This is a genomic window from Geodermatophilus sp. SYSU D00691 (assembly GCF_054050275.1).
Map to the genome: position 1 here is coordinate 25,041 of NZ_JBJGYZ010000003.1, position 22,311 is coordinate 47,351.

The 22,311-nt window shown below is 75.8% G+C and carries 25 protein-coding genes; 12 read left to right on the forward strand and 13 right to left on the reverse strand.

The annotated features are described in order from the left end of the window. The first annotated feature begins 70 nt into the window (after positions 1-70). Together ACI797_RS02770 and ACI797_RS02775 are read left to right on the forward strand one after the other, a co-directional pair. Positions 71-478: a hypothetical protein gene (locus ACI797_RS02770; protein ID WP_456856995.1), complete on the forward strand. Its 408-nt coding sequence runs from the start codon at positions 71-73 to the stop codon at positions 476-478. 140 nt (positions 479-618) lie between these two features. Beyond that, positions 619-1,014, forward strand: coding sequence for a cold-shock protein (locus tag ACI797_RS02775; protein WP_456541630.1), 396 nt, complete (start codon positions 619-621; stop codon positions 1,012-1,014). Between the two features lie 7 nt (positions 1,015-1,021). Here the strand turns inward: ACI797_RS02775 and ACI797_RS02780 are convergent, their stop codons facing one another. Then, the gene (locus tag ACI797_RS02780) at positions 1,022-1,510 is read right to left on the reverse strand and encodes a DUF2771 family protein (RefSeq protein ID WP_456856996.1); all 489 of its coding nucleotides are present in this window, start codon (positions 1,508-1,510) and stop codon (positions 1,022-1,024) included. Further along, positions 1,501-3,225, reverse strand: a complete 1,725-nt coding sequence (locus ACI797_RS02785; RefSeq protein WP_456856997.1) for an MFS transporter — start codon at positions 3,223-3,225, stop codon at positions 1,501-1,503. Before ACI797_RS02785 ends, ACI797_RS02780 begins: the two co-directional genes overlap by 10 nt. Positions 3,226-3,330: 105 nt before the next feature. Here ACI797_RS02785 and ACI797_RS02790 point away from each other — a divergent pair, with 105 nt between their 5' ends. After that, positions 3,331-4,125, forward strand: a complete 795-nt coding sequence (locus tag ACI797_RS02790; RefSeq protein WP_456856998.1) for a DUF3027 domain-containing protein — start codon at positions 3,331-3,333, stop codon at positions 4,123-4,125. A 60-nt stretch (positions 4,126-4,185) separates the two neighbouring features. Here ACI797_RS02790 and ACI797_RS02795 read toward each other — a convergent pair whose 3' ends face one another. Further along, on the reverse strand, positions 4,186-4,407 hold the full coding sequence (locus tag ACI797_RS02795) for a DUF2530 domain-containing protein (RefSeq protein WP_456856999.1): 222 nt from the start codon (positions 4,405-4,407) through the stop codon (positions 4,186-4,188). A gap of 96 nt (positions 4,408-4,503) precedes the next feature. Between ACI797_RS02795 and ACI797_RS02800 the strand changes: the two genes are divergently transcribed. From ACI797_RS02800 to ACI797_RS02810, 3 genes are read left to right on the forward strand one after another with little or no spacing between them, the layout of a single operon-like run. Continuing rightward, entirely contained in the window at positions 4,504-6,066 is a 1,563-nt protein-coding gene (locus tag ACI797_RS02800) for an NCS2 family permease (protein ID WP_456857000.1), read from the forward strand. A gap of 15 nt (positions 6,067-6,081) precedes the next feature. Then, complete coding sequence (locus tag ACI797_RS02805; protein ID WP_456541636.1) at positions 6,082-6,516, forward strand: MarR family winged helix-turn-helix transcriptional regulator; 435 nt, start codon at positions 6,082-6,084, stop codon at positions 6,514-6,516. Between the two features lie 41 nt (positions 6,517-6,557). After that, complete coding sequence (locus ACI797_RS02810) at positions 6,558-7,877, forward strand: MFS transporter (protein WP_456857001.1); 1,320 nt, start codon at positions 6,558-6,560, stop codon at positions 7,875-7,877. Between the two features lie 4 nt (positions 7,878-7,881). Here the strand turns inward: ACI797_RS02810 and ACI797_RS02815 are convergent, their stop codons facing one another. Continuing rightward, positions 7,882-8,679, reverse strand: coding sequence for a VOC family protein (locus ACI797_RS02815; RefSeq protein WP_456857002.1), 798 nt, complete (start codon positions 8,677-8,679; stop codon positions 7,882-7,884). Between the two features lie 104 nt (positions 8,680-8,783). On the opposite strand from ACI797_RS02815, the gene ACI797_RS02820 reads away from it, so the two are divergent. Both ACI797_RS02820 and thpR read left to right on the forward strand, forming a co-directional pair. Next, on the forward strand, positions 8,784-9,206 hold the full coding sequence (locus ACI797_RS02820) for a hypothetical protein (protein WP_456857176.1): 423 nt from the start codon (positions 8,784-8,786) through the stop codon (positions 9,204-9,206). Beyond that, complete coding sequence (gene thpR / locus ACI797_RS02825; RefSeq protein WP_456857173.1) at positions 9,203-9,766, forward strand: RNA 2',3'-cyclic phosphodiesterase; 564 nt, start codon at positions 9,203-9,205, stop codon at positions 9,764-9,766. The genes ACI797_RS02820 and thpR overlap by 4 nt, the downstream gene beginning before the upstream one ends. A gap of 28 nt (positions 9,767-9,794) precedes the next feature. Here thpR and ACI797_RS02830 read toward each other — a convergent pair whose 3' ends face one another. Further along, positions 9,795-10,763: an aldo/keto reductase gene (locus tag ACI797_RS02830; RefSeq protein ID WP_456857003.1), complete on the reverse strand. Its 969-nt coding sequence runs from the start codon at positions 10,761-10,763 to the stop codon at positions 9,795-9,797. 27 nt (positions 10,764-10,790) lie between these two features. Here ACI797_RS02830 and ACI797_RS02835 point away from each other — a divergent pair, with 27 nt between their 5' ends. Then, a complete protein-coding gene (locus ACI797_RS02835; RefSeq protein ID WP_456857004.1) occupies positions 10,791-11,600 on the forward strand; it encodes a thioesterase family protein in 810 nt (269 codons plus the stop codon). Positions 11,601-11,608: 8 nt separating this feature from the next. Here ACI797_RS02835 and ACI797_RS02840 read toward each other — a convergent pair whose 3' ends face one another. From ACI797_RS02840 to ACI797_RS02865, 6 genes are read right to left on the reverse strand one after another with little or no spacing between them, the layout of a single operon-like run. Further along, positions 11,609-14,254, reverse strand: coding sequence for a hypothetical protein (locus tag ACI797_RS02840; RefSeq protein WP_456857005.1), 2,646 nt, complete (start codon positions 14,252-14,254; stop codon positions 11,609-11,611). Next, positions 14,251-14,916 (reverse strand): ABC transporter ATP-binding protein, encoded by a 666-nt coding sequence (locus ACI797_RS02845; RefSeq protein ID WP_456857006.1) that lies wholly within the window; start codon positions 14,914-14,916, stop codon positions 14,251-14,253. The genes ACI797_RS02840 and ACI797_RS02845 overlap by 4 nt, the downstream gene beginning before the upstream one ends. Next, positions 14,913-15,668, reverse strand: coding sequence for an ABC transporter ATP-binding protein (locus ACI797_RS02850; RefSeq protein ID WP_456857007.1), 756 nt, complete (start codon positions 15,666-15,668; stop codon positions 14,913-14,915). Before ACI797_RS02850 ends, ACI797_RS02845 begins: the two co-directional genes overlap by 4 nt. Positions 15,669-15,680: 12 nt before the next feature. Then, complete coding sequence (locus tag ACI797_RS02855) at positions 15,681-16,418, reverse strand: TetR/AcrR family transcriptional regulator (RefSeq protein WP_456857008.1); 738 nt, start codon at positions 16,416-16,418, stop codon at positions 15,681-15,683. Next, positions 16,334-17,131, reverse strand: coding sequence for an ABC transporter permease (locus tag ACI797_RS02860; protein WP_456857009.1), 798 nt, complete (start codon positions 17,129-17,131; stop codon positions 16,334-16,336). The genes ACI797_RS02855 and ACI797_RS02860 overlap by 85 nt, the downstream gene beginning before the upstream one ends. Beyond that, on the reverse strand, positions 17,128-17,850 hold the full coding sequence (locus ACI797_RS02865; protein ID WP_456857010.1) for an ABC transporter ATP-binding protein: 723 nt from the start codon (positions 17,848-17,850) through the stop codon (positions 17,128-17,130). Before ACI797_RS02865 ends, ACI797_RS02860 begins: the two co-directional genes overlap by 4 nt. Before the next feature lie 114 nt (positions 17,851-17,964). Here ACI797_RS02865 and ACI797_RS02870 point away from each other — a divergent pair, with 114 nt between their 5' ends. Continuing rightward, on the forward strand, positions 17,965-18,765 hold the full coding sequence (locus tag ACI797_RS02870) for a TrmH family RNA methyltransferase (RefSeq protein ID WP_456857011.1): 801 nt from the start codon (positions 17,965-17,967) through the stop codon (positions 18,763-18,765). A gap of 97 nt (positions 18,766-18,862) precedes the next feature. Here the strand turns inward: ACI797_RS02870 and ACI797_RS02875 are convergent, their stop codons facing one another. Next, the gene (locus ACI797_RS02875; protein WP_456541649.1) at positions 18,863-19,816 is read right to left on the reverse strand and encodes a helix-turn-helix domain-containing protein; all 954 of its coding nucleotides are present in this window, start codon (positions 19,814-19,816) and stop codon (positions 18,863-18,865) included. A gap of 190 nt (positions 19,817-20,006) precedes the next feature. Here ACI797_RS02875 and ACI797_RS02880 point away from each other — a divergent pair, with 190 nt between their 5' ends. Together ACI797_RS02880 and ACI797_RS02885 are read left to right on the forward strand one after the other, a co-directional pair. After that, entirely contained in the window at positions 20,007-20,834 is an 828-nt protein-coding gene (locus ACI797_RS02880) for an alpha/beta hydrolase (protein WP_456857012.1), read from the forward strand. Then, the gene (locus ACI797_RS02885) at positions 20,831-21,640 is read left to right on the forward strand and encodes an MBL fold metallo-hydrolase (protein WP_456857013.1); all 810 of its coding nucleotides are present in this window, start codon (positions 20,831-20,833) and stop codon (positions 21,638-21,640) included. Before ACI797_RS02880 ends, ACI797_RS02885 begins: the two co-directional genes overlap by 4 nt. Before the next feature lie 57 nt (positions 21,641-21,697). Here the strand turns inward: ACI797_RS02885 and ACI797_RS02890 are convergent, their stop codons facing one another. Beyond that, a complete protein-coding gene (locus tag ACI797_RS02890; protein WP_456857014.1) occupies positions 21,698-22,225 on the reverse strand; it encodes a hypothetical protein in 528 nt (175 codons plus the stop codon). Positions 22,226-22,311: the final 86 nt, after the last annotated feature.

The following is a 22,311-nucleotide window of genomic DNA, read 5'->3' on the forward strand; positions in this document are numbered from 1 at the left end:
GAGCACACGGCCCGGAGGGGCTGCCCCGTGCCGCAGCCCCTGCGCGGCCGGGGACTCGAACGGGGGCACGGTGCCGATCGACCACCAGGCCGGCTGGGTGCGCGACCAGGCGGCGGAGCGGCGGGACCGCGAGGCCGAGCAGCGCGACCAGGACGCCGAGCTGCGCCACGACGTCGCCGCGGAACGCCTCCGCCGGGCACGGGACAGCGCGTCCGCGGCGGAGCAGGCGCCGGTCGACCCGGACGCCGAGACCGAGCAGGCGGCCATCGACCGGGAGGTGCGGGCGACCCTGCGGGAGCAGGCGGACGACGACCACCGGCGGGCTCTCGCCGACCGGGCCGCCGACGCCGCCGACCGCGCAGCCGCCGAGCGCGACCGGCGGGCGGCGGCCGAGGACCGGGCCGCCGCGCACCGCGACCGCCTCGCGGCCGCGGCCGACCGCGAGCAGGCGGCGGTCGACCAGGCCCGGTGGTCCTAGCGCGCGACCCGCGACGGGGACGCGGCGGGCGCGGCGGCCGGGCGCACGGACGCGGCGACTAACCTGGGGGCTGCGGCCGAGGAGCGCCGTCCGCCGGCCCCCCGGGCCGGACCGCCAGCGAGTGACCGAGGGATCCCACCGTGCCCACCGGAAGAGTCAAGTGGTTCAACCCCGACAAGGGGTTCGGCTTCCTCTCCCGTGAGGACGGGCCGGACGTCTTCGTGCACAAGGACGCCCTGCCGACGGGCACCACCGAGCTGAAGCCCGGCCAGCGGGTGGAGTTCGGCATCGTCGCCGGACGGCGGGGCGACCAGGCGCTGCAGGTGCGCGTCCTCGACCCGCTGCCGTCGGTCGCCGCGACGCACGCGGCGGCGTCCCGCAAGAAGCCGGACGAGCTGGTGCCGATCATCGAGGACCTGATCAAGCTCCTCGACGACGTCTCGAACAGCCTGCGCCGGGGCCGCCACCCCGACCGCGCCGAGTCGCGCAAGGTCGCGGCGGTGCTGCGGGCGGTCGCGACCGACCTGGAGTCCTGAGCCCCGGTCAGCCGGCGGGGGCGCTGGTGCTGCCGGCCGCCTCGCCGCCGGCGCGGATGAAGCCGACCGGCCAGGCGCCCGAGAACGCCCCGCACGGCCCGCCCTTGTCCTCGACGACCACCAGGTAGAACGCGGCGGGGACGACGTCGGAGCTGGTGATCTCGTCGAAGACGGCCTCGCCCTCGTCGACGGCCACCTCGCCGAGCTTCTCCTGGAGCTGCTCGTCGAAGACCTGCACGGCCCAGCCCTGCTCGGCGACGTCGTCGGGCACGGTGAGGGTGATCCGGGCGTCGGGGGCGACCTCGATGATCGGCGGGACGACGTCGCCGTAGCGCTGGCCGTCGCCGTCCTGGCAGTACTGGGTGGGCCGCAGGTCGACCTCCTGGCCGCCGACGGCCACGCTGACGCCGGGCGGCGCCGCGGCCTCGTCGGTCCCGCAGCCGGCGAGCAGTGCGAGGAGCAGGGTGCCGGCCGCCGTGGTGCGCCTCAGCTCCACTGCTCGCCCAGGGGCGTGGTGGCGGCCTCGGGTGACACCGGCTGCCGCGCCGAGCGGCCCCGCTGCAGGGTCCACAGCAGCAGCCCGACCGCGATCACCAGCAGGGCCGCCGCGACGGTGAAGCCGAGCCAGCCGATCGGCGGGAGCGCGATGCCGATCGCCCCGCCGAACACCCAGGACAGCTGCAGCCAGGTCTCGGAGCGGGCGAAGGCCGACGCGCGCAGCGACTCGGGCACCTCGCGCTGGATGATCGCGTCGAGCGCGACCTTGCCGAGGGCGTTGGTCACCGCGGCGACCCCGGCGACGAGGGCGGCCATCGGCAGGGTGAAGAAGAAGGCGGCGACCGCGGTGACCGCGGCGGCGATGCCGGCGGAGACGAGCACCAGCCGGTCGGGGTCGACGGCGTGCAGCCGCGAGCCGATGCCGGTGCCCAGGACGCTGCCCGCGCCGGCCGCCGCGGCGATCCCGCCGAGGGCCAGCGTCGCCGGCCAGCCGCCGTCGACGGTGCCCTGGACGAGGAACGCCGAGAAGATCGTGAGGAACCCGCCGAGGAACCGCAGCGCCGCGTTGGCGCGCAGCCCGAGCACGACGTGCGGGCTGACCGGGCGCTTGCGCCGGCCGGGGGTGACCGGGCCGGTGGTGAGGACGTCGGCCTGCTGCTCGCCGATGGGGACGTCGACGTGCTTGGGCAGCCGGAAGGCGAGCACGCCGCCCACCGCGAAGACGACCGCGGTGACCCACAGCTCGATCTCGAACCCGAACAGGTGCGCGAGGCCGGCCGCGATGCCGCCGAAGACACCGGCCGTGACCAGCCCGAACACCGACTGGCGGGCGTTGGCCGAGGTGAGCGACATCTGCGCCGGCAGCACGCGGGGGACCACGGCCGCGCGCAGCACGTTGTGCGCCTTGGACAGCACGAGGACGCCGAGCGCCGCCGGGTAGAGCCAGAAGTCGTCGAAGTGCCGGGCCATGACCAGCGCCAGCAGCGCGCGGCCCAGCGCGCTCGCCGCGATCGCCCACCGGCGCCCGGTCTGCAGCCGGTCGAGCACCGGGCCGATGACCGGGGCCAGGACGGCGAAGGGCGCCATCGTCACCAGCAGGTAGAGCGCGACGTTGCCGCGCTGCGCGTCGGTGGTCGCCGCGAAGAACAGGGTGCCGGCCAGCGAGACGGCGATCATCGCGTCGCCGGCCATGTGCACGGCGTTGACCCACAGCAGCTGGGTGAGCCCGCTCTCCGCGGCGCCGTCGGCCCGGCTGGCCGCCTGCACCCGGCGCACGGCCGCGCCGGTCAGCTCCCTGGTGCGGGCGGCGGCGACGCGGGTGACCGTCGCGCGGGGCGGCGGCGGGAGCGCGGCGTCGGGCACCGTCGGCGACGGCGGGGGAGCGCCCCCGAACCCGCCGGCCGCGTACGCGTCCGGCGGCGGTCCGGCGACGTGTGCCGGAGGCGGGCCCGCCGTGTAGCCCGGGGGCGGGCCGGCCGTGTAGCCCGGGGGCGGGCCGGCCGTGTAGCCCGGGGGCGGGTACCCGTAGCCGGGGGGACCGGGCGGGGGACCGGCCGGGACGGACCCGTCGCCCGCCCAGCCGGCGGGTGGCCCCGGCTGGGTGGCCCACTGGGGCAGCGGCAGCGGCGTGGTGTCCATCCGCTCCACCGGCTCGCCCTCGCGTCGGCGCAGGCCGCCGCGCCGACGCGGGCCGGAGGGGCGGTTCGAGGGCACGTTCCCATCGTGCCCCACGAAGCCGGGCCCGGGCGGTGATCCCCCACCGCGACCGGCCGAGGCGTCGGACGACGCTCCCCGGGGCGCGTCAGGGACAATGGCTGCGTGCCCGACTCCTTCCCGCCCGACGCCTCCCCCGAGGACGTGCTGCTGACCGCGGTCGAGCGCGCCCGCAGCGTGGCCGCCGAGACCGCTGGCGACCCGCAGCTGGTGGGGGAGCACCTCGGCGCCGTCCGGGAGACGCCCGACCCCGGCGACCCCGAGCTGCTGGGCGAGGTCGTCACCCACTCCTTCGCCAGCCGGCTGCCCGGCTACGCCGGGTGGCACTGGGCGGTCACCCTCGCCCGGGTCCCCGGCTCGCCCGAGGTGACCGTCGACGAGGTCGTGCTGCTGCCCGGCGACTCCGCCCTGCTCGCCCCGGCGTGGGTGCCGTGGCACGAGCGGCTGCGCCCCGGCGACCTCTCCGTCGGCGACGTGCTGCCCTCCACCGAGGACGACCCGCGCCTCGTGCCCGCCTACGCCGTGGAGGACGACGCCGCCGCCGACCCCGAGGCCCAGGCGGTGGCGGCCGAGCTCGGGCTGGGGCGGGAGCGGGTCATGTCCGCCGAGGGCCGCAGCGAGGCGGCGTCGCGCTGGGCGGCTGGCGACTTCGGGCCGCGGTCACCGATGGCGCGGCACGCGCCCGGACCGTGCGGCACCTGCGGCTTCTGGCTCCCGCTCGCGGGCTCCCTGCGCGGCCGGCTCGGCGCCTGCGGCAACGCCTACGCGCCGGCCGACGGCCGCGTCGTCACCGTCGACTACGGCTGCGGCGCGCACAGCCAGGCCACGCTCGTCCCGGTCGACGTGACCGAGGTCGTCACCAGCGCCCGCTACGACACCGCCGACTTCGACGTGCTGTGACACCGTCGGTCTCCCGGCCGACACCGCGGCCGGGTGCCGTCCCCCAGCTGCGCCGAGCGCTCAGTCCCTGCGCCCCCACTGGCCCTGCCAGCGCATGATGCCGAGGCCGACGAAGGCCAGGCCGATGCCGGCGACGCAGGTCCAGGTCCACATGCGGTCCACCCGGTCGCCGAGCAGCAGGAGCACGACGAGCGCCAGCGCCCACAGCGCCGTCCCGGCGAACACCACGCGGACCGTGTCGACGCGCAGTGGCGGCGGGGCCTGCTTCTGGGGACCGGACACGGGCGCACCCTAGGCCCTCCGGGCCGGCGTGCGCGGCAGGGGACGGCCCGTGTGGCACGCTGTCGCCGCTCGCCCCCAGCCTCCAGGAGTACGTCCATGGCCGAGAAGTCCCGCCCGACCCGGGGTGCCAGCGCCTCCAACGCCGACGAGGGCACCCCCGCGGACGTCGTCGCCGGAACGGCGAGGGCGCCGCGGCGCAGCGAGGGACCGCGGGCCAAGCCGAAGAACGGGCTCGACCGCTACTTCGAGGTCAGCGCGCGCCGCTCCACGGTGGGCCGCGAGCTCCGCGGCGGCGTGACCACCTTCTTCACGATGGCCTACATCGTGATCCTCAACCCGATCATCCTGACCAGCATCCCCGGGCTGGACGGCGAGCCCGGCGCCGACGTCAGCGGCACCGTGCTGCCGTTCGCGTCGATCGCCGCGGTCACGGCCCTGATCGCGGCGGTCATGACGATCCTGATGGGCGTCGTCGGCCGCTACCCGTTCGCGGTGGCCGCCGGCCTCGGGATCAACGCGGTCGTCGCCGTCTTCGCGTCGTTCCAGCTGTCCTGGCCGGAGATCATGGGCCTGGTCGTCCTCGAGGGCCTGCTCATCACGGTGCTCGTGCTCACCGGGTTCCGCCGGGCGGTCTTCGAGGCGATCCCGGCGCAGCTGAAGACGGCGATCGCCGTCGGCATCGGCTTCTTCCTGACGATCATCGGCCTCGCCGACGCCGGCGTGATCCGGCCCGGCGCCCCGCTGATCAGCTTCGGCGTCGGCGGTCAGCTCGCCGGCTGGCCGCTGCTCACCTTCGTCGTCGGCCTGCTGCTGATGGCGGTGCTCGTCGTCCGCCGGGTCAAGGGCGCGCTGCTCATCGGCATCGTCGTCACCACGATCCTGGCGATCGTCATCGAGGCGGTCGCGGACATCGGTGCCCGCAACCCCGACGGCACGAACCCGCGCGGCTGGGCCCTCCAGGTGCCGGAACTCCCCGACGACGTCGTGAGCAGCCCCGACCTGTCGCTGCTGGGCAACTTCTCGCTCTTCGGCGGGTTCGAGCGCATCGGCGTCCTGGCCGCCCTGCTCATCGTCTTCTCACTCATGATCGCCGACTTCTTCGACACCGTCGGCACGGTCACCGCCGTCGGCGCCGAGGGTGGGCTGCTCGACGACGACCGCAACCTGCCCAGGTCGCAGCCGGTGCTGCTGGTCGACTCCCTGGCCGCCGCCGCCGGTGGTGCGGGCAGCGTCTCGTCGAACACGACCTACATCGAGAGCGCCTCGGGCGTCGCCGACGGCGCCCGCACCGGGCTGGCCAGCGTGGCGACCGGCGTGCTGTTCCTCGTCGCGATGTTCTTCACCCCGCTGGTGCAGGTCGTGCCTTCGGAGGCCGCGGCACCGGCGCTGGTGATCGTCGGCGCGCTGATGATCAGCCAGCTGCGGCACCTGGTCTGGGACGACCTCTCCCTGGTCATCCCGGCGTTCCTCACCATCGCCCTGATGCCGTTCACCTACTCGATCACCAACGGCATCGGTGCCGGCGTCATCAGCTTCGTGCTGCTGCGCGTCGCCGTCGGCCGGCGGCGCGACGTGCACCCGCTGATGTGGGTCATCGCGGCGTTGTTCCTGATCTACTTCGCCCTCGAACCGCTGCAGCAGCTCGTCGGACTTTCCTGAGTTAGGCTAAAGACCGTGAGTCGGACGACGCTGGACACCGCAGCGCTCGCCCACGACCTGCGGCTGGCCGTCATGCGGTTCTCCCGGCGGTTGCGCAACCAGCGCGTCGACACGTCGGTCACGCTCACCCACCTGGCCGCGCTCTCCACCCTCAAGCGGCACGGGCCGATGAGCCCGGGCGAGCTCGCCGCCCACGAGCGCGTGCAGCCGCCGTCCATGACCCGTGTCGTCGTGGCGCTGGAGGGTATGGGCCTGGTCACCCGGACGCCGCACCCCACGGACGGCCGCCAGGTCGTCATCGGGCTCACCCCGGCAGCCGACGAGCTGCTCGCGAGCGAGGCGCGGGCCCGCGAGGCGTGGCTGTCCGGGCAGCTGCAGCAGCTGACCGCCGAGGAGCGGGACGTGCTGCGCGAGGCCGCGGTGATCATGGACAAGCTGGCCAGTGGGTGAGGTAGACGAGCGCTGACCGACCGCGCGGGCGGGGGACCGGGATGTTCCGCTCCCTCCGGGTCCGCAACTACCGGCTGTTCGCCTCGGCGAACCTGGTCAGCAACACCGGCACCTGGATGCAGCGCATCGGCCAGGACTGGCTGGTCCTGCAGCTCTCCGGCGACAGCGGCATCGCGCTCGGCCTGATCACCGCCCTCCAGTTCGGCCCCTCGCTGCTCCTGAGCATGTACGGCGGGGTGCTCGGCGACCGCTACGACAAGCGCCGGGTGCTGCTGGTGACGCAGGCCCTCATGGGCGTGTTGGCGCTCGCGCTCGGCCTGCTGGTTGCCACCGACGGCATCGCGCTGTGGCACGTCTTCGTCCTGGCCCTGCTGCTCGGTGCCGTCTCGGCGATCGACGCACCCGTCCGCCAGGCGTTCGTGTCCGAGATGGTGGGCCCGGAGCTGCTGCCCAACGCGGTCAGCCTCAACTCCACGATCTTCAACGGCGCCCGGCTCGTCGGCCCGGCGGTGGCCGGCGTGCTCATCGGCGCGTCCGGCGGCGACACCGCGCCGGCGTTCTTCGTCAACGCGGCGAGCTTCGCGTTCACCATCGCCGCCCTGGTGGTCATGCGCGGCGGGGAGCTGCGCCGCAGCACGCCGACCGGGCGTGCGGAGGGGCAGCTGCGGGAGGGACTGCGCTACACCGCGGCGCACCGCGACCTCGTGCTGGCCATGGCCCTGGTGTTCGTCGTCGGCACCTTCGGCTTCAACTACCAGGTCACCATCGCGCTCATGGCCCGCGAGCAGTTCGGGCTCGGCGCGCAGGACTTCGGCCTGCTGTCCACCGCGTTCGCCGTCGGGTCGCTGTCGGGGGCGCTGCTGTCCACCCGGCGCAGCACCCGCCCGCGGCAGCGGTTCCTGGTGGTCTCCTCGATCGTCTTCGGCCTGCTCACCGTCGTCTCGGGCCTGATGCCGACCTACGCGTCGTTCGCCGCCCTGCTGGTGCCCACCGGTGCCTCGGCGCTGGTGTTCAGCGTGGCGGCGAACAGCTACGTGCAGCTGGGCGCCGACCCGGCGATGCGCGGCCGCGTCATGGCTCTGTACTTCATGTGCTTCATGGGCGGCACCCCGGTCGGGGCGCCGCTGATCGGCTGGATCGCCGAGCACCTGGGCGCCCCGTGGGGCCTGGTCGTCGGCGGGGTCATCGTCGCCGTGGCGGGCGCCGCGGCCGGCCTGTACCTCGCCCGCGGCCGGCGGGTCCGGCTGGAGGCGCACGTCGCCCCGCCGCGCCTGCAGCTGCACGTCAGCCCGCCGCGGGGTGCCGCGGCCGTGCCGTCCCCGCCGCTGCGGGCCGCGGAGGAGGCCGCCGCCGGCGGCTGAGCGCTCACTCGCCCCGGTCGGGCATCTGCGCGGCGTCGGTCTGCGCGATCCAGAAGACGGCGCCGGCGGGGTCGGCGAGCGCCGCCATCCGCCCGTAGGGCGTGTCGAAGGGCCGGGCCAGGACGGCGCCGCCGGCCCGCTCCGCCGTGGCGACCGCGGCGTCGGCGTCGGCGACGCCGAAGTACACCAGCCAGTGCGACGGCGTCCCCTCGGGAGCGCCCATCATGCCGCCGATGCCGCCCATCGGCGCCGGGTCGCCCGGCCGGTGGAACAGGGCGTAGTCCGGGCCGGCCATCTCCAGCGGCTGCGTCGTCCAGCCGAAGACGGTGGCGTAGAAGGCGATCGCCGCGGCAGGGTTGGTGGAGCGCAGGTCGTCCCAGCTCAGCGCGCCGGGCTCGTTCACGACGCCGGCGCCGATGTGCGTCCCGTGCTGCCACACGCCGAAGACCGCGCCGGAGGGGTCGGCCGCGACGCACAGCCGCCCCAGCGGTCCGACGTCGCCCGGCGGGAGCAGCAGCGTGCCGCCGGCGGCGGTGATCGCGGCGGCGGTCGCGTCGACGTCGTCGCTGGCCAGGTACAGCGTCCAGGCGGGCGGGACCCCGGGCTGCTGCTGCGGTCCGACACCCGCAGCGGCGGCGCTCCCGACCCGGCCGATCACGTACCCGCCGAACTCCGCGGACGGTTCGTCGAACGACCACCCGAGGACGGCGCCGTAGAACGCGGTCGCGGCCGGGACGTCGGGCACGGTGAGGTCGGCCCAGCACGGCATGCCGGCCGGCCACGGGCTGGTGCGGGTGCTCATGCGGCGCATCCCAGCGCTCCGCGGCCGCCGCTGTCCACCCCCGCGCCGGGGGCGGGCGGAGTACCGTGTCCCCCTAGTCTCTCGAGCCGTACCGGGGAGCGACCGTGTCCGCCGTCCTCCTGCCCCTCGGGGTCGTCGCGCTCCTCGTGCTGTTCTGGTTCGAACTCCCGCTGCTCGACCGCTACGTCTTCCGCGGCCGCCGGGAGCGCCCCGCGCGCCGTCGTCGTCGGTACGTGGTCCGCGGCAACCGGGCGCAGCGGACGCCGGAGCCGACGCGCCGTCCGCTGCAGGTGGTCGCGGCCGACCTGCGCCGCCTCTCGCGGCAGCTCGCCCTCGTGCCGGCCGGCGCGCCCCTGGTGCGCTGGCGCGCGCTCTGGTCGGCCTACGACGCGGTGCTGACCGAGGCGGCCGAGGCGCTGGAGGTGCCGCACACGCTGCCGGACACCCCGGTCGGCATGGCCCGCGACATCGAGCGGCTGCGCCTGCTGGCCGCCCTGGAGGGTGCCGGTCTGGTGGTGCGGGGCTGACCTCCGGCGACCCCCGGCTCTTCTTCGCCGTCGACCCCTCCCCGGAGGCGCGCGCCCACCTCGTGGCCGCCCTCGAGCCGTTGCGCGGCGCGCCGGGGGAGCCGCGGTGGACGGCGCCGGAGCGCTGGCACCTCACCCTGCTGTTCCTGGGCGACGTGCCGGCCGGCACGGTGCCCGCGCTGGTCGAGGCGGCGGGGGGCGCGGTCGCCTGCGCGCCGGCGATGACGCTGCGGCTGGCCGGGGGCGGGCGGTTCGGCACGCGCCGCCGTCCGCAGGTGGCCTGGGCCGGGCTGGACGGCGATGTCCCGGCGCTGACCGCGCTGGCCGGACGGCTGGCCGGTGTGGCCCGGTCGCTGCGGCTGGCGGTCGAGGAGCGGCCCTACAAGCCCCACCTGACCCTCGGCCGCTGGCGGCCGGGCCGGCCGGCCGACGGCTCGCTGACCGACCGGCTGGCCGGGTACGAGGGGCCGGTGTGGCCGGTGACCGAGGTGCTCCTGCTGCGCAGCCACCTCGGCCCCGCACCCCGCTACGAGACCGTCGCCACCTGGCCGGTGGGCTGACCCCCGCTTTCGGCGCCGAAAGCGGAAGTCACCAGGCGTAGTCCACGGGGGCGGGCTTGTAGCCGGGGAAGATCTCGTCGAGCCGGGCGAGCGCGTCGTCGTCCAGGACGACGTCGAGGGCGTGCAGCGAGCCCTCCAGGTGCGCCATCGTGCGCGGGCCGACGATCGGCGCGGTCACCGCCGGCTGGTGCAGCAACCAGGCCAGGCCGACGTCGGCCGGGCTCTCGCCGAGCTCCCGGCAGAGCTGCTCGTACTGCTCGAGCGCGGCTCGGTTCTCCTCCAGGTCCTGCTTGGCCCGGCCCTCGTGGCGGCGCTGGCCCTCCGACTTCTCCAGCGCCCCGGCGAGCAGGCCGCCGTGCAGGGGGCTCCACGGGATGATGCCCACCCCGTAGTGCTGGGCGGCCGGGATCACCTCGAGCTCGATCTGCCGGGTGAGCAGGTTGTAGATGGACTGCTCGCTGACCAGGCCCTGGAAGTGCCGGCGGGCGGCGGCCTCGTTGGCCGCGGCGAGCTGCCAGCCGGCGTGGTTGGACGAGCCGACGTAGAGCACCTTGCCCTGGGCGACGAGCGTCTCGCAGGCCTGCCAGATCTCCTCCCACGGCGTGCGCAGGTCGACGTGGTGGAACTGGTAGAGGTCGATCCAGTCGGTCTGCAGCCGGCGCAGCGACGCCTCGCAGGCGCGGGTGATGTTGCGGGCGGACAGGAAGGTGTCGTTCGGCCAGTCGCTCATCGAGCCGTACACCTTGGTGGCCAGCACGGTCTTCTCCCGGCGCTCGCCGCCCTGGGCGAACCAGGTGCCGAGCACCTCCTCGGTGCGGCCCTTGCCCTCGGAGAAGCCGTAGACGTTGGCCGTGTCGAAGAAGTTGATCCCCTCCTGCAGGGCCCGGTCCATGATCGCGTGGCTGTCCTCCTCGGCGGTCTGCCAGCCGAAGTTCATGGTGCCCAGGCACAGCCGGGAGACCGAGAGGCCGCTGCGGCCCAGGTGCGTGTAACGCATGCCGCCCACCCTGGCACCCTGGTCGACGTGCCGCAGAGCGACTTCGACGCCGCCACGACCGTGACCCGCGCCGAGGGCGGCGGCCTGGTGGCGCAGCTCGACCCGGGCTGGGACGTGGGCGGCGGCATCCTCAACGGCGGCTACCTGCTGGCGACGGCGGCGCGGGCGGCGGTGCTCGACAGCCCGCACCCGCACCCGGTGGCGCTGGCGGCCAGCTACCTGCGCGCCACCGGCCCCGGGCCGGCGTCGCTCACGGTCACCCCGGGTCCGGCCGGGCGCACGCTGGCGCACTCCACCGTCGTCCTGGCCACCGCCGACGGGCCGACCCTCGCCGTCCAGGCGACGACGGCGACCCTCGGCGACGACGAGCCCGACCACGCCGACGCGCCGCCGGACGTCCCGCCGGCCGAGGAGTGCCTGCCGCACGACGCCTTCATGACCATCGCCGGCCGGCCGACGCTCGAGGTGGGCCTGCGCCAGCGGGTGCTCACCCGGCTGGACCCGGCCACCGCGGGCTGGGCGCACGGCCGGCCCTCGGGGGAGCCGCTCATGCGGGCGTGGGTGCGGCTGGCCGACGGCAGCGAGCCCGACCCGTTCTCGCTGGTGCTGTTCGCCGACGTCCTGCCGCCCACCACCTGGGGGATCGGGCGGTACGGCTGGGCGCCCACGGTGCAGCTGCAGGTGCTGGTGCGCGCCCTGCCGGCGCCGGGGTGGTGCCTGGCCGAGGCGCGGGCGTCGGAGATCGCCGGCGGCTGGCTCGACGAGGACTACCGCATCTGGGACTCCACCGGCCGGCTGGTCGCGCAGAGCCGCCAGCTCGCCCGCGCCCCGCGCTGAGGCGTCGCTCAGGCGTCCTCGCGGAGGACGCTGGCCGGGTCGGCGCGGTCGGCGGCCCGCTGGGCGTACAGCGCGGCCAGGACGGCGACGACCACCGCGGCCAGCCCGGTGAGACCCACCGCCAGCCACGGGACGTCGAGCAGCGGCGTCGGCGGGCGGAGCAGGTCGACGTCGAGCCGCCGGTAGACCACGGCCACCGCGACCGCCGCGAGCGCCGCGCCCAGCACCAGGCCGGCCACGGCGACGCCGCCCAGCTCGACGACCAGCGAGCGCAGGTGCGCGGCCTTGGACAGCCCCAGCCGGCGGGCCATCACGTAGCCCGAGACCCGGGTGCGGCTGCGCGCCTCCAGGTAGAGCAGCAGCCCGCCGACGGCGATCACCCCGACGAAGACGGCCAGCGCCGACAGGTAGCCGAACGTCCACGTGATGCCGAGGAAGTTGGCGGTGGTGAAGACGTCGTCCGGCTCGACCACCCGCGGGCTGATGGCTCCTCCCGCTATCGCGGCGTCGACGGCCTCGGCGCGCGGCGCGTCGGTCCACAGCTCCGAGACGCGGTCGGCGCCCGCCGCGCGCGGGATCTCGGGCAGCCGCTCGGCGGAGACGAGCAGCAGCGGCACCGCCGCCCGCCGCCCCGGCAGGACGCGGGCGGTGTCCACCACCTCGGCGGGCACCTCGCTGGTGCCGATCCGCAGGCCGGCGTCCCCCTCGGGCAGACCGGCGGCGACCACCGGCACGCGGCTGTCGACCTCCGGCCCGGACAACGCCGCCACCAGGTCGTCCAGCGACGCGTCGGCGAAGCTGTCCTCCCAGAAGGCGGAACGGGCGAACGTGGCCGGGTCGACCGCGAGCACCTGGACCTCGACCCGTTCGCCGTCGGGCGTCGCGGCGGTGCCGTTGTACCGGTCGACCACCGTGCCCACGGCCGACGTGGCACCGTCGCGCGGCAGCCGGGTGACGGTGACGACGGAGCGCTCCGCGCCGATCTGCACGCCGACCTTCGCGTCCAGTGTCGCCTGGGAGCTGGAGGTCAGCGTGGCGGTGTAGCCGAGGACGGCGACCGGCAGGGTGACCGCGACCAGCAGCGTGGCGGTGGCCAGCCGGGCCGCGGCCAGCCGGTTCACGGCCAGGTAGACGGCCGGGGAGCGGCGGGCGGCGAACCGGCGCAGCGCGGGCAGCAGCCGGGTGAGCACCCGCGTCAGCAGCACGGCGGCGCCGGCGAGGCCGAGCAGCGGGAACGCCACCAGCAGGCCGTTGACCTGCGCGACGCCGCCGTCGGCGACGATGGCGTCGCGGCCCTCCAGCAGTACCCAGCACCAGCCGGCGGCGGCCAGCAGCGCCAGCTCCCACGGCACGGCCGCCGGCCAGCGCGGCGCGGCCCCCAGCGGGCGCTCGGCGGTGCCGCGGGCGTGCAGCCCGGCGACGACGGCGGCGCACGCCAGGCCGACGACGAACGCCGCGACGCCGGCCCAGAGCGCGGTCGTGGTCGCCGCGGGGTCGAGCTCGTCGGCCGGGCCGAGGCCGGCGATGAGCAGCCGGGAGACCCCCCAGCCGAGCACCGCGCCGGCGAGCGCGGGCAAGCCCAGCTCCAGCGCCGCCTTGCCCGCCAGCGGACCGGGTCCGACGCCGCGGGCGGCGAGCAGGCGCACCTCGTCGGCCCGGCGGTCGGCCCAGAAGCTGCCCGCCGACGCGACCAGCACCAGCGCCAGCAGCCCGCCGGCCACCGCGACCGGCAGCACCGGGCCCTGCAGCCCGCGCTCGATCGTCTCGGCGCGGGCGAGGGCCTCGGGCAGCTCCTGGTTGACCTCCGAGTTCTCGAGGTCGGCGGAGGGCGTGGCCGCCTGCGCGCGGTCCTGCCGCCCGATCCACCGCCGCGCGTCCGCCGTCGACAGCGTCTCGGCGTCCACCGGCACCTGCTCGCGCACGACCACCGCGCCCGCGGCCGCGGCCAGCTGGTCGAAGGTCTCCTCGTCGCTGGTGAGCACCAGCGCCGGCGGCGGCACGTTGGCCGAGGTGAGGTTGAGGTACAGCTCGCCGTAGTCGCACCAGTAGGCGCCGGGGTCGGTCTCGAACAGGTCGGTGTAGATGCCCGCGACCGGCACCGCGAGGCTGCCCATGGTGATGGTGTCGCCCACCGAGGCCCGGGCGGCCTCGGCGTAGGAGGCGGGCAGCCACACCCCGCGGGCGTCGGAGGCCTCGACGGCCTCGACGTGCTGGGTGATGTCGGGCCGCCACATGACGTTCGCCGGCTGCGTCAGCCGCTCGCCGGCGGGGTCGCGGACGATCATCCCGTTCTGGAAGTTGCCCGCCGAGCCGACCGCCCGCGTCACCAGGAGCACCCGCTCGCTGGAGTGGCCGAGGTCGGCCCAGGCCCGGCGGTAGCTGTCGACGAACTCGGCGACGCCGGCGGCGTCGGCCGGCTCGCCGAAGCCGACGGCCGCGCCGATCTGCGGCCAGGAGGCCTCGGCGCACTGCGGGGCCAGCTGCTCCTGCAGCGCGGCCGAGCGGGCGGAGGAGAGGAACAGCGGCGCGGAGGCGACCGCGCAGGCCAGGATCGCCGTCGTCACCAGGACGGCGACGACGGCGGCGGGGGACCGCAGCCCGAGCCACGGCGCGCGCGACCACGGGGGCAGCCGCCACAGGGGCGGGCGGCTCATGCCGGCGCCCCCTCGGTGAGCCGGCCGTCGCGCATCGACAGCACCCGGTCGGCGCGGGCCCACGCGATCTCGTCGTGGGTGGCGACGAGCACCGCCGAGCCGTCGCGGGCCTGGGCGGTGAGCGCGTCGAGCAGGGCGTCGGCGTGCCCGCGGTCCTGGTGGGCGGTGGGTTCGTCGGCGAGCAGGACGGCGGGGCGCAGCAGCAGCGCCCGGGCGACCGCGACCCGCTGCTGCTCGCCGAGCGACGCCTGGTGCGGGTAGCGGTCGGCCAGGTGGGCGATGCCGAAGTCGGCCAGCAGCTGCCCGGCCCGCTCAGTTGCGTCGGCCGTCCCGCCGCGCAGCCGCGCGGGCAGGAGGACGTTGTCGGCCAGCGACAGGTCGGGCACCAGGCCCAGCGCCTGCGGCACCAGCGCCAGCTCCGGCCAGCCCAGCGTCACCGGCGGCCGGTCGGCCAGCGCGCCACCGTAGGTCAGGGTGCCCGAGTCGGCGTTCTCCCAGCCGCACAGAAGGGCCAGCAGCGTGCTCTTGCCCGACCCGGACGGGCCGACCAGCGCCACCAGCTCGCCGCCGGCCACGCCCAGGTCGACGCCGTCGAGCGCGTGCACCGACTCGCTGCCCCGGTGGAAGCTCTTGCGCAGCGCCACGCCCCGGAACCCGGTCACGCGGCCACCACCCGGCCGTGGTCGAGGCGGACGAAGCCGTCGGCGATGGCCATCACGCGCGGGTCGTGCGAGGAGATGACGAACCCGACCCCCGACGCCGAGAGCTCCTCCATCGCGACCAGCACCCGCTCGGCGGCCGCGGTGTCCAGCTCGGCGGTCGGCTCGTCGGCCACCACGAGCGCGGGGTCGCCCACGACGCCGCAGGCGACCGCCAGCCGCTGCTGCTCGCCGCCGGAGAGCTGGGCCGGCCGGTGGTCGGCGCGGGCGCCCAGGCCGAGGCGGTCGAGCAGCGCGTGCACGTCGGCGTCGCCCACCCGCGCGCCGCGCAGCTGGGCGGCCAGCCGCACCTGGCCGGCGGCGTCGAGGTAGGGCAGCAGGTTCTCGCCCGGCCGCTGGAAGAGGTAGGAGACCTGGCGCTGCCGCAGCTTGCGGCGGGCCCGCGTGCGCAGCGCGTCGACCCGCTGCCCGGCCACCCGCACCTCGCCGGAGTCGGGCCGGTCCACGCACGCCAGCAGCCGCAGCAGCGACGACTTGCCCGACCCCGACGGCCCGACCACCACCGTCACCCGCGCCCGCGGGATCGCCAGCGTCACGCCGTCCAGGGCCGTCACCGACTCCGTCGCCGTCCGGTAGGTCTTCACGACGTCGCGGCACACGGCCGCGGGACCGTCGGGCGCCGTCGCGTCCGCGGTGCGGAAGACGGGGTCGGCCAACGGGTCCTCGGTGAACCGGAACCCCTCCTGCCCACTCATCGAGGCGGGAGCTTAGGGGGCTTTGGGCGCAGAAGGCCCCTGACCCACCCCCGGGAGGGCGACGTCGCCGGTGAGGTAGCGCTGCAGCGTGGGCGCGTAGGCCTCGACCAGGGACTCCCGCGACGCCGACGCGATCGGCTCGAGCTTGAGCACGTACCGGGTCATGACCAGGCCGATCAGCTGCGACCCCACCAGGGCGCCGCGGGCGTCGCGCTCGGCGGGGGAGTAACCCAGGGTGCCGACGACGCGGCGCAGCACCCGGGCGACGAGGAACTCGCGCAGCAGCCGGGCGGTCCACTCGCTGCCCACGGCCGACCGGACCAGGGCCAGCCCGCCGGCGCGGGCGGGGCCGTCCCAGACCCGGAGGAACATCGTGAGGAGGTTGCGGCCCAGCTCCTCGCGGCCGCCGGCGAGCACCTCGGGGAGCAGCTCGTCGGGATCGGCCGGCGCCTCGACCGCGGCGAGGAAGAGCTTGTCCTTGCCGCCGAAGTAGTGGTGGACCAGCGCGGGGTCCACGCCCGCGACGGCGGCGATGCCGCGGATCGTGGCGCCGTCGAAGCCCTTCTCCGCGAACAGCGCGCGGGCGGCGGCCAGGACCGCCTCCCGCGTGCCGGAGTTGCCCGGGCGGCGGCCGGTGGGCCGGAGCGGGCGGCGCTGCGGTGCGCTCAGCTGGTCCTCCTCCGCAGGGTGGCCGCCGCGAGGGCCAGCGCGACGAGCGCGGCCCCGGCGACGATCAGGACGTCCCGCCACATCGTGCCGGTCTCCGTGGCCGAGCGTCCCACCTCCTGCAAGGCCTCGACCGCGTAGGTGAGCGGGAGGACGTCGCTGATGGCCTGCAGCCACCCGGCCATCTGCGCGCGCGGGACGAGCAGGCCGCAGAGGAAGAACTGCGGGAGGACGACGATCGGCATGAACTGCACCGCCTGGAACTCGCTGCGCGCGAAGGCGCTGGCCAGCAGTCCGAGCGCGACGCCGAGCACCGCGTCGACGACGGCGATGAGCCCGACCAGCCACAGCGAGCCGGCGACGTCGAGGTCGTACAGCGTGGTGGCCACGGTGACCGTGACCGCCGCCTGCAGGGCCGCCGCCAGGCCGAACGCCGCGCCGTAGCCCAGCAGCAGGTCGAGCCGGGCGAGCGGCGTGGTGAGCAGCCGTTCGAGCGTGCCGCTGGTGCGCTCGCGCAGCATCGCGATGCTGGTGACCAGGAACATCACGACGAACGGGAAGATCCCGAGCATCGTCAGGCCGACCCGGTCGAAGATCCCCGGCTGCCCCGGCAGCGCCGGCACGTCCTTCCACAGCAGGTAGAGCAGGCCGAGCAGCAGGCTGGGCAGCACCAGCATCATGGCGATGGTGCGGTGGTCGTGCCGCAGCTGGCGCAGCACGCGGGCGGCGGTCACGCCGGTCAGCCGCGGGGAGAACGGCGACGGGTGGACCTCGGAGCGGGTCAGGGTGGTGCTCACGCCGCCACCTCCAGGCGGTTGCGCACGAGGGTCAGGAAGGCCTTTTCGAGGTCGTCGGTGCCGGACTCGGCGCGCAGCCGGGCCGGCGTGGCGTCGGCGAGCAGCTCGCCGTCGCGCAGCAGCAGCAGCCGGTCGCAGCGGCCGGCCTCGTCCATGACGTGGCTCGAGACGACCAGCGTCGTCCCGACCGCGGCGAGGGCGTGGAACTGGTCCCACAGCTCGACCCGCAGCACGGGGTCGAGCCCCACCGTGGGCTCGTCGAGCACCAGCAGCTCGGGGGCGGCGACGAGCGCGCAGGCCAGCGAGGCGCGGCCCATCTGGCCGCCGGAGAGGTCGCGGACGAGCTGGCCGGCCGCGTCGGTCAGCCCGACGTCGCGGACGGCCGCGTCGGCCTCGCGGGCGCCCATGCCGTAGAGGGCGGCGAAGTAGCGGACGTTCTCCCGCACCGTGAGGTCGGGGTACACGCTCGGCGACTGGGTGACGTAGCCGACGCGGGTGCGCAGCCCGGCCGAGCCGGCCGGCTCGCCGAGGACGGTCACCTCGCCGGCGCGGATGCGCTGCACGCCGACGAGGGCGCGCATGAGGGTCGTCTTGCCGCTGCCGCTCGGGCCGAGCAGCCCGGTCACCTGCCCGGTGGGGACGGCGAACGAGAGCCCCTTCAGCACGGGGCGGCCCCCGCGGTCGACGACGAGGTCGGTGACGGTGACGGCGCTGTCCATGGACGCCTCCGGCAGAATTCAACGGCTGATGAACTCAACGCTAGATGAGTTTCTCCCCGGGCGTCAACGGAGTCCTTGGTCCCTGCCGCCCGGGCGTGCCGGAGGATCAGCGGCGTGCCGACCCGGATCACCGACCCCGGCGACCCGCGGGTCGCCGACTTCCGCGACCTGGTCGCCGGCGACCGCCGGCCCGGCACGCAGCGGGGGACCGGGCCGGTCATCGTCGAGGGCGTGCCGGCGGTGCAGCGGCTGCTCGCCTCGCCGTACCGCGTGCGCGCGGTCTTCGGTGTGGCCGGCCGGGTGGCCGAGCTCGGCCTGCCCGACGACGTGCCCGCCTACGAGGCGGACAAGTGGCTGCTCAGCGACGTCATCGGGTTCCGGCTGACCCGCGGCGTGCTGGCCTCGGCCGACCGTCGTCCCCCCGCCGACCTGGGGGCGCTGCTGGCGGGGCCGGACCCGGCGGCGCCGCGCCGGCTGGCCGTGCTCGAGGCGCTCAACGACGCCGAGAACCTGGGCTCGATCGCCCGGTCGGCGGTCGCCCTGGGGATCGACGGGCTGCTGCTCGACCCGCGCTGCGCCGACCCGCTCTACCGCCGCTCCGTCCGGGTGTCCATGGGCCATGTGCTCGCGCTGCCGTTCGCCGTGCTGCCCGACTGGCCCGGCGGGCTGGAGCGGCTGCACGGCGCCGGCTACCTGACCGTCGCGCTCACCCCGGCGGCGGACGCCGTCGACCTGACCGCGCTCGACCCGCGCGAGCACCCGCGCACGGCGGTGCTGCTCGGCGCGGAGGGTCCGGGGCTCACCGCGGAGGCCCAGCGGGCGGCGCGGGTCCGCGCGCGCATCCCGATGCGGCACGGCGTCGACTCCCTCGGGGTGGCCGCCGCGGCCGCGGTCGCCTTCGACCGGCTGCGCTGAGGTGCTCGCCTGACGCCGAGAGCGCAATCGGTGCACGCCGCCCCGGCGTGTCCGCGCGTGTCCCGTGCACGGAGTGCCATCTCGGCCGGAGGACCGCTCAGTCCTCCGTCGCCATCCGCTGCCACTCGCGCGGGGTGACGCCGTAGGCCCGCCGGAACCGCCGGGTGAAGTGGCTGGGGTCGCTGAACCCGCAGGCCCGCGCCGTGGCGGCGATCGTCCGGTGCAGCCCCGCCGGTGAGACCAGCGCCGTCCGCGCCGCCTCCAGCCGCTGGTCGATGATCCACTGCTCGAGGCTGAGCCCGGCCTCGGCCCAGGTGCGGTAGAGCCGGCGGACCGACACGTTGTGCGCGCCCGCGATCGCCTCGACGGTGAGGCCCGGGTCGTGCAGCCGCTGCCGGACGTAGGCGCGCACCCGGGCCAGCAGCGAGTCGTGGCGGACCGCGGCCAGCCGCCGGCCGTCGCCGGCGGCCGAGACGATCAGCGCCCGCACCAGCTCCACCGTCGCCGTCCCCAGGGCGGCCGCGCCGGGGTCGGCGGAGAGGCGGTCGGCCGCGGCGGCCACCTCCTCGAGGTGGCGGCGGACGAGGTCGTGCAGCGGGCTGGCGCGCAGCCGCGGCGCCGCGGCCCGGACGACGTCCTCGGGCAGGCCCAGCACCTCGCCGGGGACGAGGAAGACCCGCGCACCGCCGCCGATCGCGCAGCCGAAGGAGTACGGCGAGGCCATGTCGACGAGCATCAGGTCGTCGTCGCGGACCAGCTGCTCGTGCCCGTGCTGCGCGAACTCGCCGTGCCCGCGCGCCTGGAAGGACAGGCCCACGACCGGTGCGCCGTCCATCCGCACGTGCCGGGCCGAGCGGACGAGGCGGAAGCGTGTCGCGTCGGTGGCCAGCAGCGCCGAGGCGCCGTACTGCCACAGCTGCATCCGGATGCGCATCTCGTCCTGCGGGTCGCGGTGCTCGACCCGGCAGGCGGAGGCGAGCTCCTGCATCGCCCCGGCGAAGGCGTCGGCGCGGTCGCGGCGCGGCACGTCGGAGGTGTCGAGCAGCAGCATCAGCGGTCCCTCACCGGCCGTCCCCGTGGCGCGGCCGAGCCTGTCAGCGCCGTCCGGCCGGGCGGAAGGTCCAGGTCGGGACGGCGCGCGGGTCGTGCACGGAGGGACCAGAGGCGTGCACGCACAGGCCATCGGCGGCCGGAGCCCGCTGCCAGGCTGCCGCGCATCCGCCGCCGAGAGGAGCGCAGCCGTGACCGCCCCCGACACGATCGTCCTCATCCACGGGTTCTGGGTGACCCCCCGCAGCTGGGAGGACTGGAAGACCCACTACGAGAGCCGCGGCTTCCGCGTGCTCACCCCCACCTACCCGGGCTTCGAGGTCGAGGTGGAGGCGCTCAACGCCGACCCCACCCCGATCGCCGAGGTCACGCTGCCGCAGATCGTCGAGCACATGGAAGGCGTCATCGGCGCCCTGGAGAAGCCGCCCGTCCTGATCGGGCACTCGGCCGGCGGCACCATCACCCAGCTGCTGCTCGACCGCGGGCACGGCGCCGTCGGGGTGGTGCTCAACTCGGCGCCGACCGAGGGCGTGAAGGTGACGCCGCTGTCGCAGATCCGCTCGACCTGGGCGGTGCTGAAGAACCCGGCCAACCGGCACCGCGCCGTAGGGCTCACCGAGGAGCAGTGGCACTACGCCTTCTGCAACACCTGGGACGAGGAGGGCTCCCGCCGGCTGTACGAGCGCTACCACATCCCGGCCTCGGGCCGGATCCTGTGGAACTCGGTGCTGGCCAACCTCATGCCGGGCCCGCAGGACGCCCACGTCGACTACGGCAACGACGCGCGGCCGCCGCTGCTGTTCGTCTCCGGCGGCGAGGACCACATCATGCCGCCGTCGGTGCAGCGGTCGAACGCCAAGCACTACCACGGCAGCACGGTCACCGAGGTCCGCGAGTACCCCGGCTACGCGCACCTGCTGCCGGCCCAGGAGGGCTGGCAGACGATCGCCGACGAGGTGCTCGAGTGGGCGCTCGCGCACGCGACCGGGACGCGGCCGCAGGTGGCCGGGGCGTCGTGACCCGGACCCGGGTGGGTCTGAGCCTGACCCACGTCGGCGGGCCGACCCTGCTCGTCGAGTACGGCGGCTGGCGGCTGCTGACCGACCCGACCTTCGACCGGCCGGGACGGCGGTACTCGTTCGGCTGGGGCAGCAGCTCCCGCAAGGTGACCGGGCCGGCGCTGCCGCCCGAGGAGCTGCTGCCCGTCGACGCGGTGCTGCTCACCCACGACCACCACGCGGACAACCTCGACGACGCCGGCCGCGCCCTGCTGCCGTCGGTCCCGGTCGTCGTCACCACGGCGCCGGGGGCCGCGCGGCTCGGCGGCGGGGCGCGCGGCCTGCGCCCGTGGGCGTCGACGACGCTGGAGGTCGAGGGGCGTCCGCCGCTCGAGGTGACGGCCACCCCGGCGCGGCACGGCCCGCCGCTGTCCCGCCCGGTCGTGGGGGACGTCGTCGGCTTCGCGCTGCGGCTCGACGACGGGAACGGCGACGACGGGGTGCTGTGGATCTCCGGCGACACCGTGCTGTTCGACGGCCTGCGCCAGGTCGCCGACCGGCTGCGGGTCGACACCGCCGTGGTCCACCTGGGCCGGGTGCGCTTCCCGGTCACCGGGCCGCTGCGGTACTCGATGACCGGCCGGGAGGCGGTCGAGGTCTGCCGGCTCACCGGGGCGCGCACCGTCGTCCCGGTGCACTACGAGGGGTGGAGCCACTTCACGCAGGGCCGCCACGGCGTGCAGCGCGACCTCGCCGGCGCCCCTGCGGAGGTCCGGTCCCGCTTCCGCTGGCTGCCGATCGGGGAGCGGACCGAGCTGGACCCCTGACCGGGTCCGCCGCCACCCGCGGAGGTGACGGCCCGGCCACCGGAGCGACGGGCGGGCTCACGCAGGGAGGTCAGGCGCGAGTTCGCCGCAGACGTAGTCGAGGATCTGCGGCTCGAGCAGGTCGAACCGGCCGTGGTACTCGGCCGAGACCTGCTCCCCGGTGCTCTCATCGATCGTGAGCACCCACAACCCGATCGCGTACGCACCGCCCTTGACCTTCAGATGGATGCCGGTTCCGAAGATCGTGACCGTGCCGTCAGGGTTGAGCGTGAACCGGTCCATGCCCCGGTCGGCCGTCGTCAGCGACCCGTAGTCGCTGCTCAGCACGTTCGAGAAGCTGGGATGCGCCACGACGCGGGTGATCTCGCCGGCCCTGTCGAAGTGGAGCGTGAGTCGGAAGTGGCCCTTGGCGGTGCTCCGCACCTCGACGCCGCAGGCTTCGCTGAGGAACTCGTCGACGACGGTGACCGACGGGTCGTAGATCTCGGTGAGGACACGCTCGGGCGGTGCTGCCGCGGCGGGCAGGGCCCCCATCGCGAGCCAGGTGGCGGCGCCGGTCAGCGCGATCAGCAGGCGCCGGATCATCATCACGATCCCCCGTGCGACGATGCGGCATCACGGACGGCGTCCGGATGGCTGAGCGGGAAGAGCCTGCCGCAGGGCACCGCCCG

Coding starts and splice junctions, on each gene's coding strand:
- ACI797_RS02800 (WP_456857000.1), top strand. CDS start 4,504: ATGGCCGAGAAGTCCCGCCCGACCCGGGGTGCCAGCGCCTCCAACGCC.
- ACI797_RS02810 (WP_456857001.1), top strand. CDS start 6,558: ATGTTCCGCTCCCTCCGGGTCCGCAACTACCGGCTGTTCGCCTCGGCG.
- ACI797_RS02815 (WP_456857002.1), bottom strand. CDS start 8,679: ATGAGCACCCGCACCAGCCCGTGGCCGGCCGGCATGCCGTGCTGGGCC.
- ACI797_RS02830 (WP_456857003.1), bottom strand. CDS start 10,763: ATGCGTTACACGCACCTGGGCCGCAGCGGCCTCTCGGTCTCCCGGCTG.
- ACI797_RS02840 (WP_456857005.1), bottom strand. CDS start 14,254: ATGAGCCGCCCGCCCCTGTGGCGGCTGCCCCCGTGGTCGCGCGCGCCG.
- ACI797_RS02850 (WP_456857007.1), bottom strand. CDS start 15,668: ATGAGTGGGCAGGAGGGGTTCCGGTTCACCGAGGACCCGTTGGCCGAC.
- ACI797_RS02865 (WP_456857010.1), bottom strand. CDS start 17,850: ATGGACAGCGCCGTCACCGTCACCGACCTCGTCGTCGACCGCGGGGGC.
- ACI797_RS02875 (WP_456541649.1), bottom strand. CDS start 19,816: ATGCTGCTGCTCGACACCTCCGACGTGCCGCGCCGCGACCGCGCCGAC.
- ACI797_RS02890 (WP_456857014.1), bottom strand. CDS start 22,225: ATGATCCGGCGCCTGCTGATCGCGCTGACCGGCGCCGCCACCTGGCTC.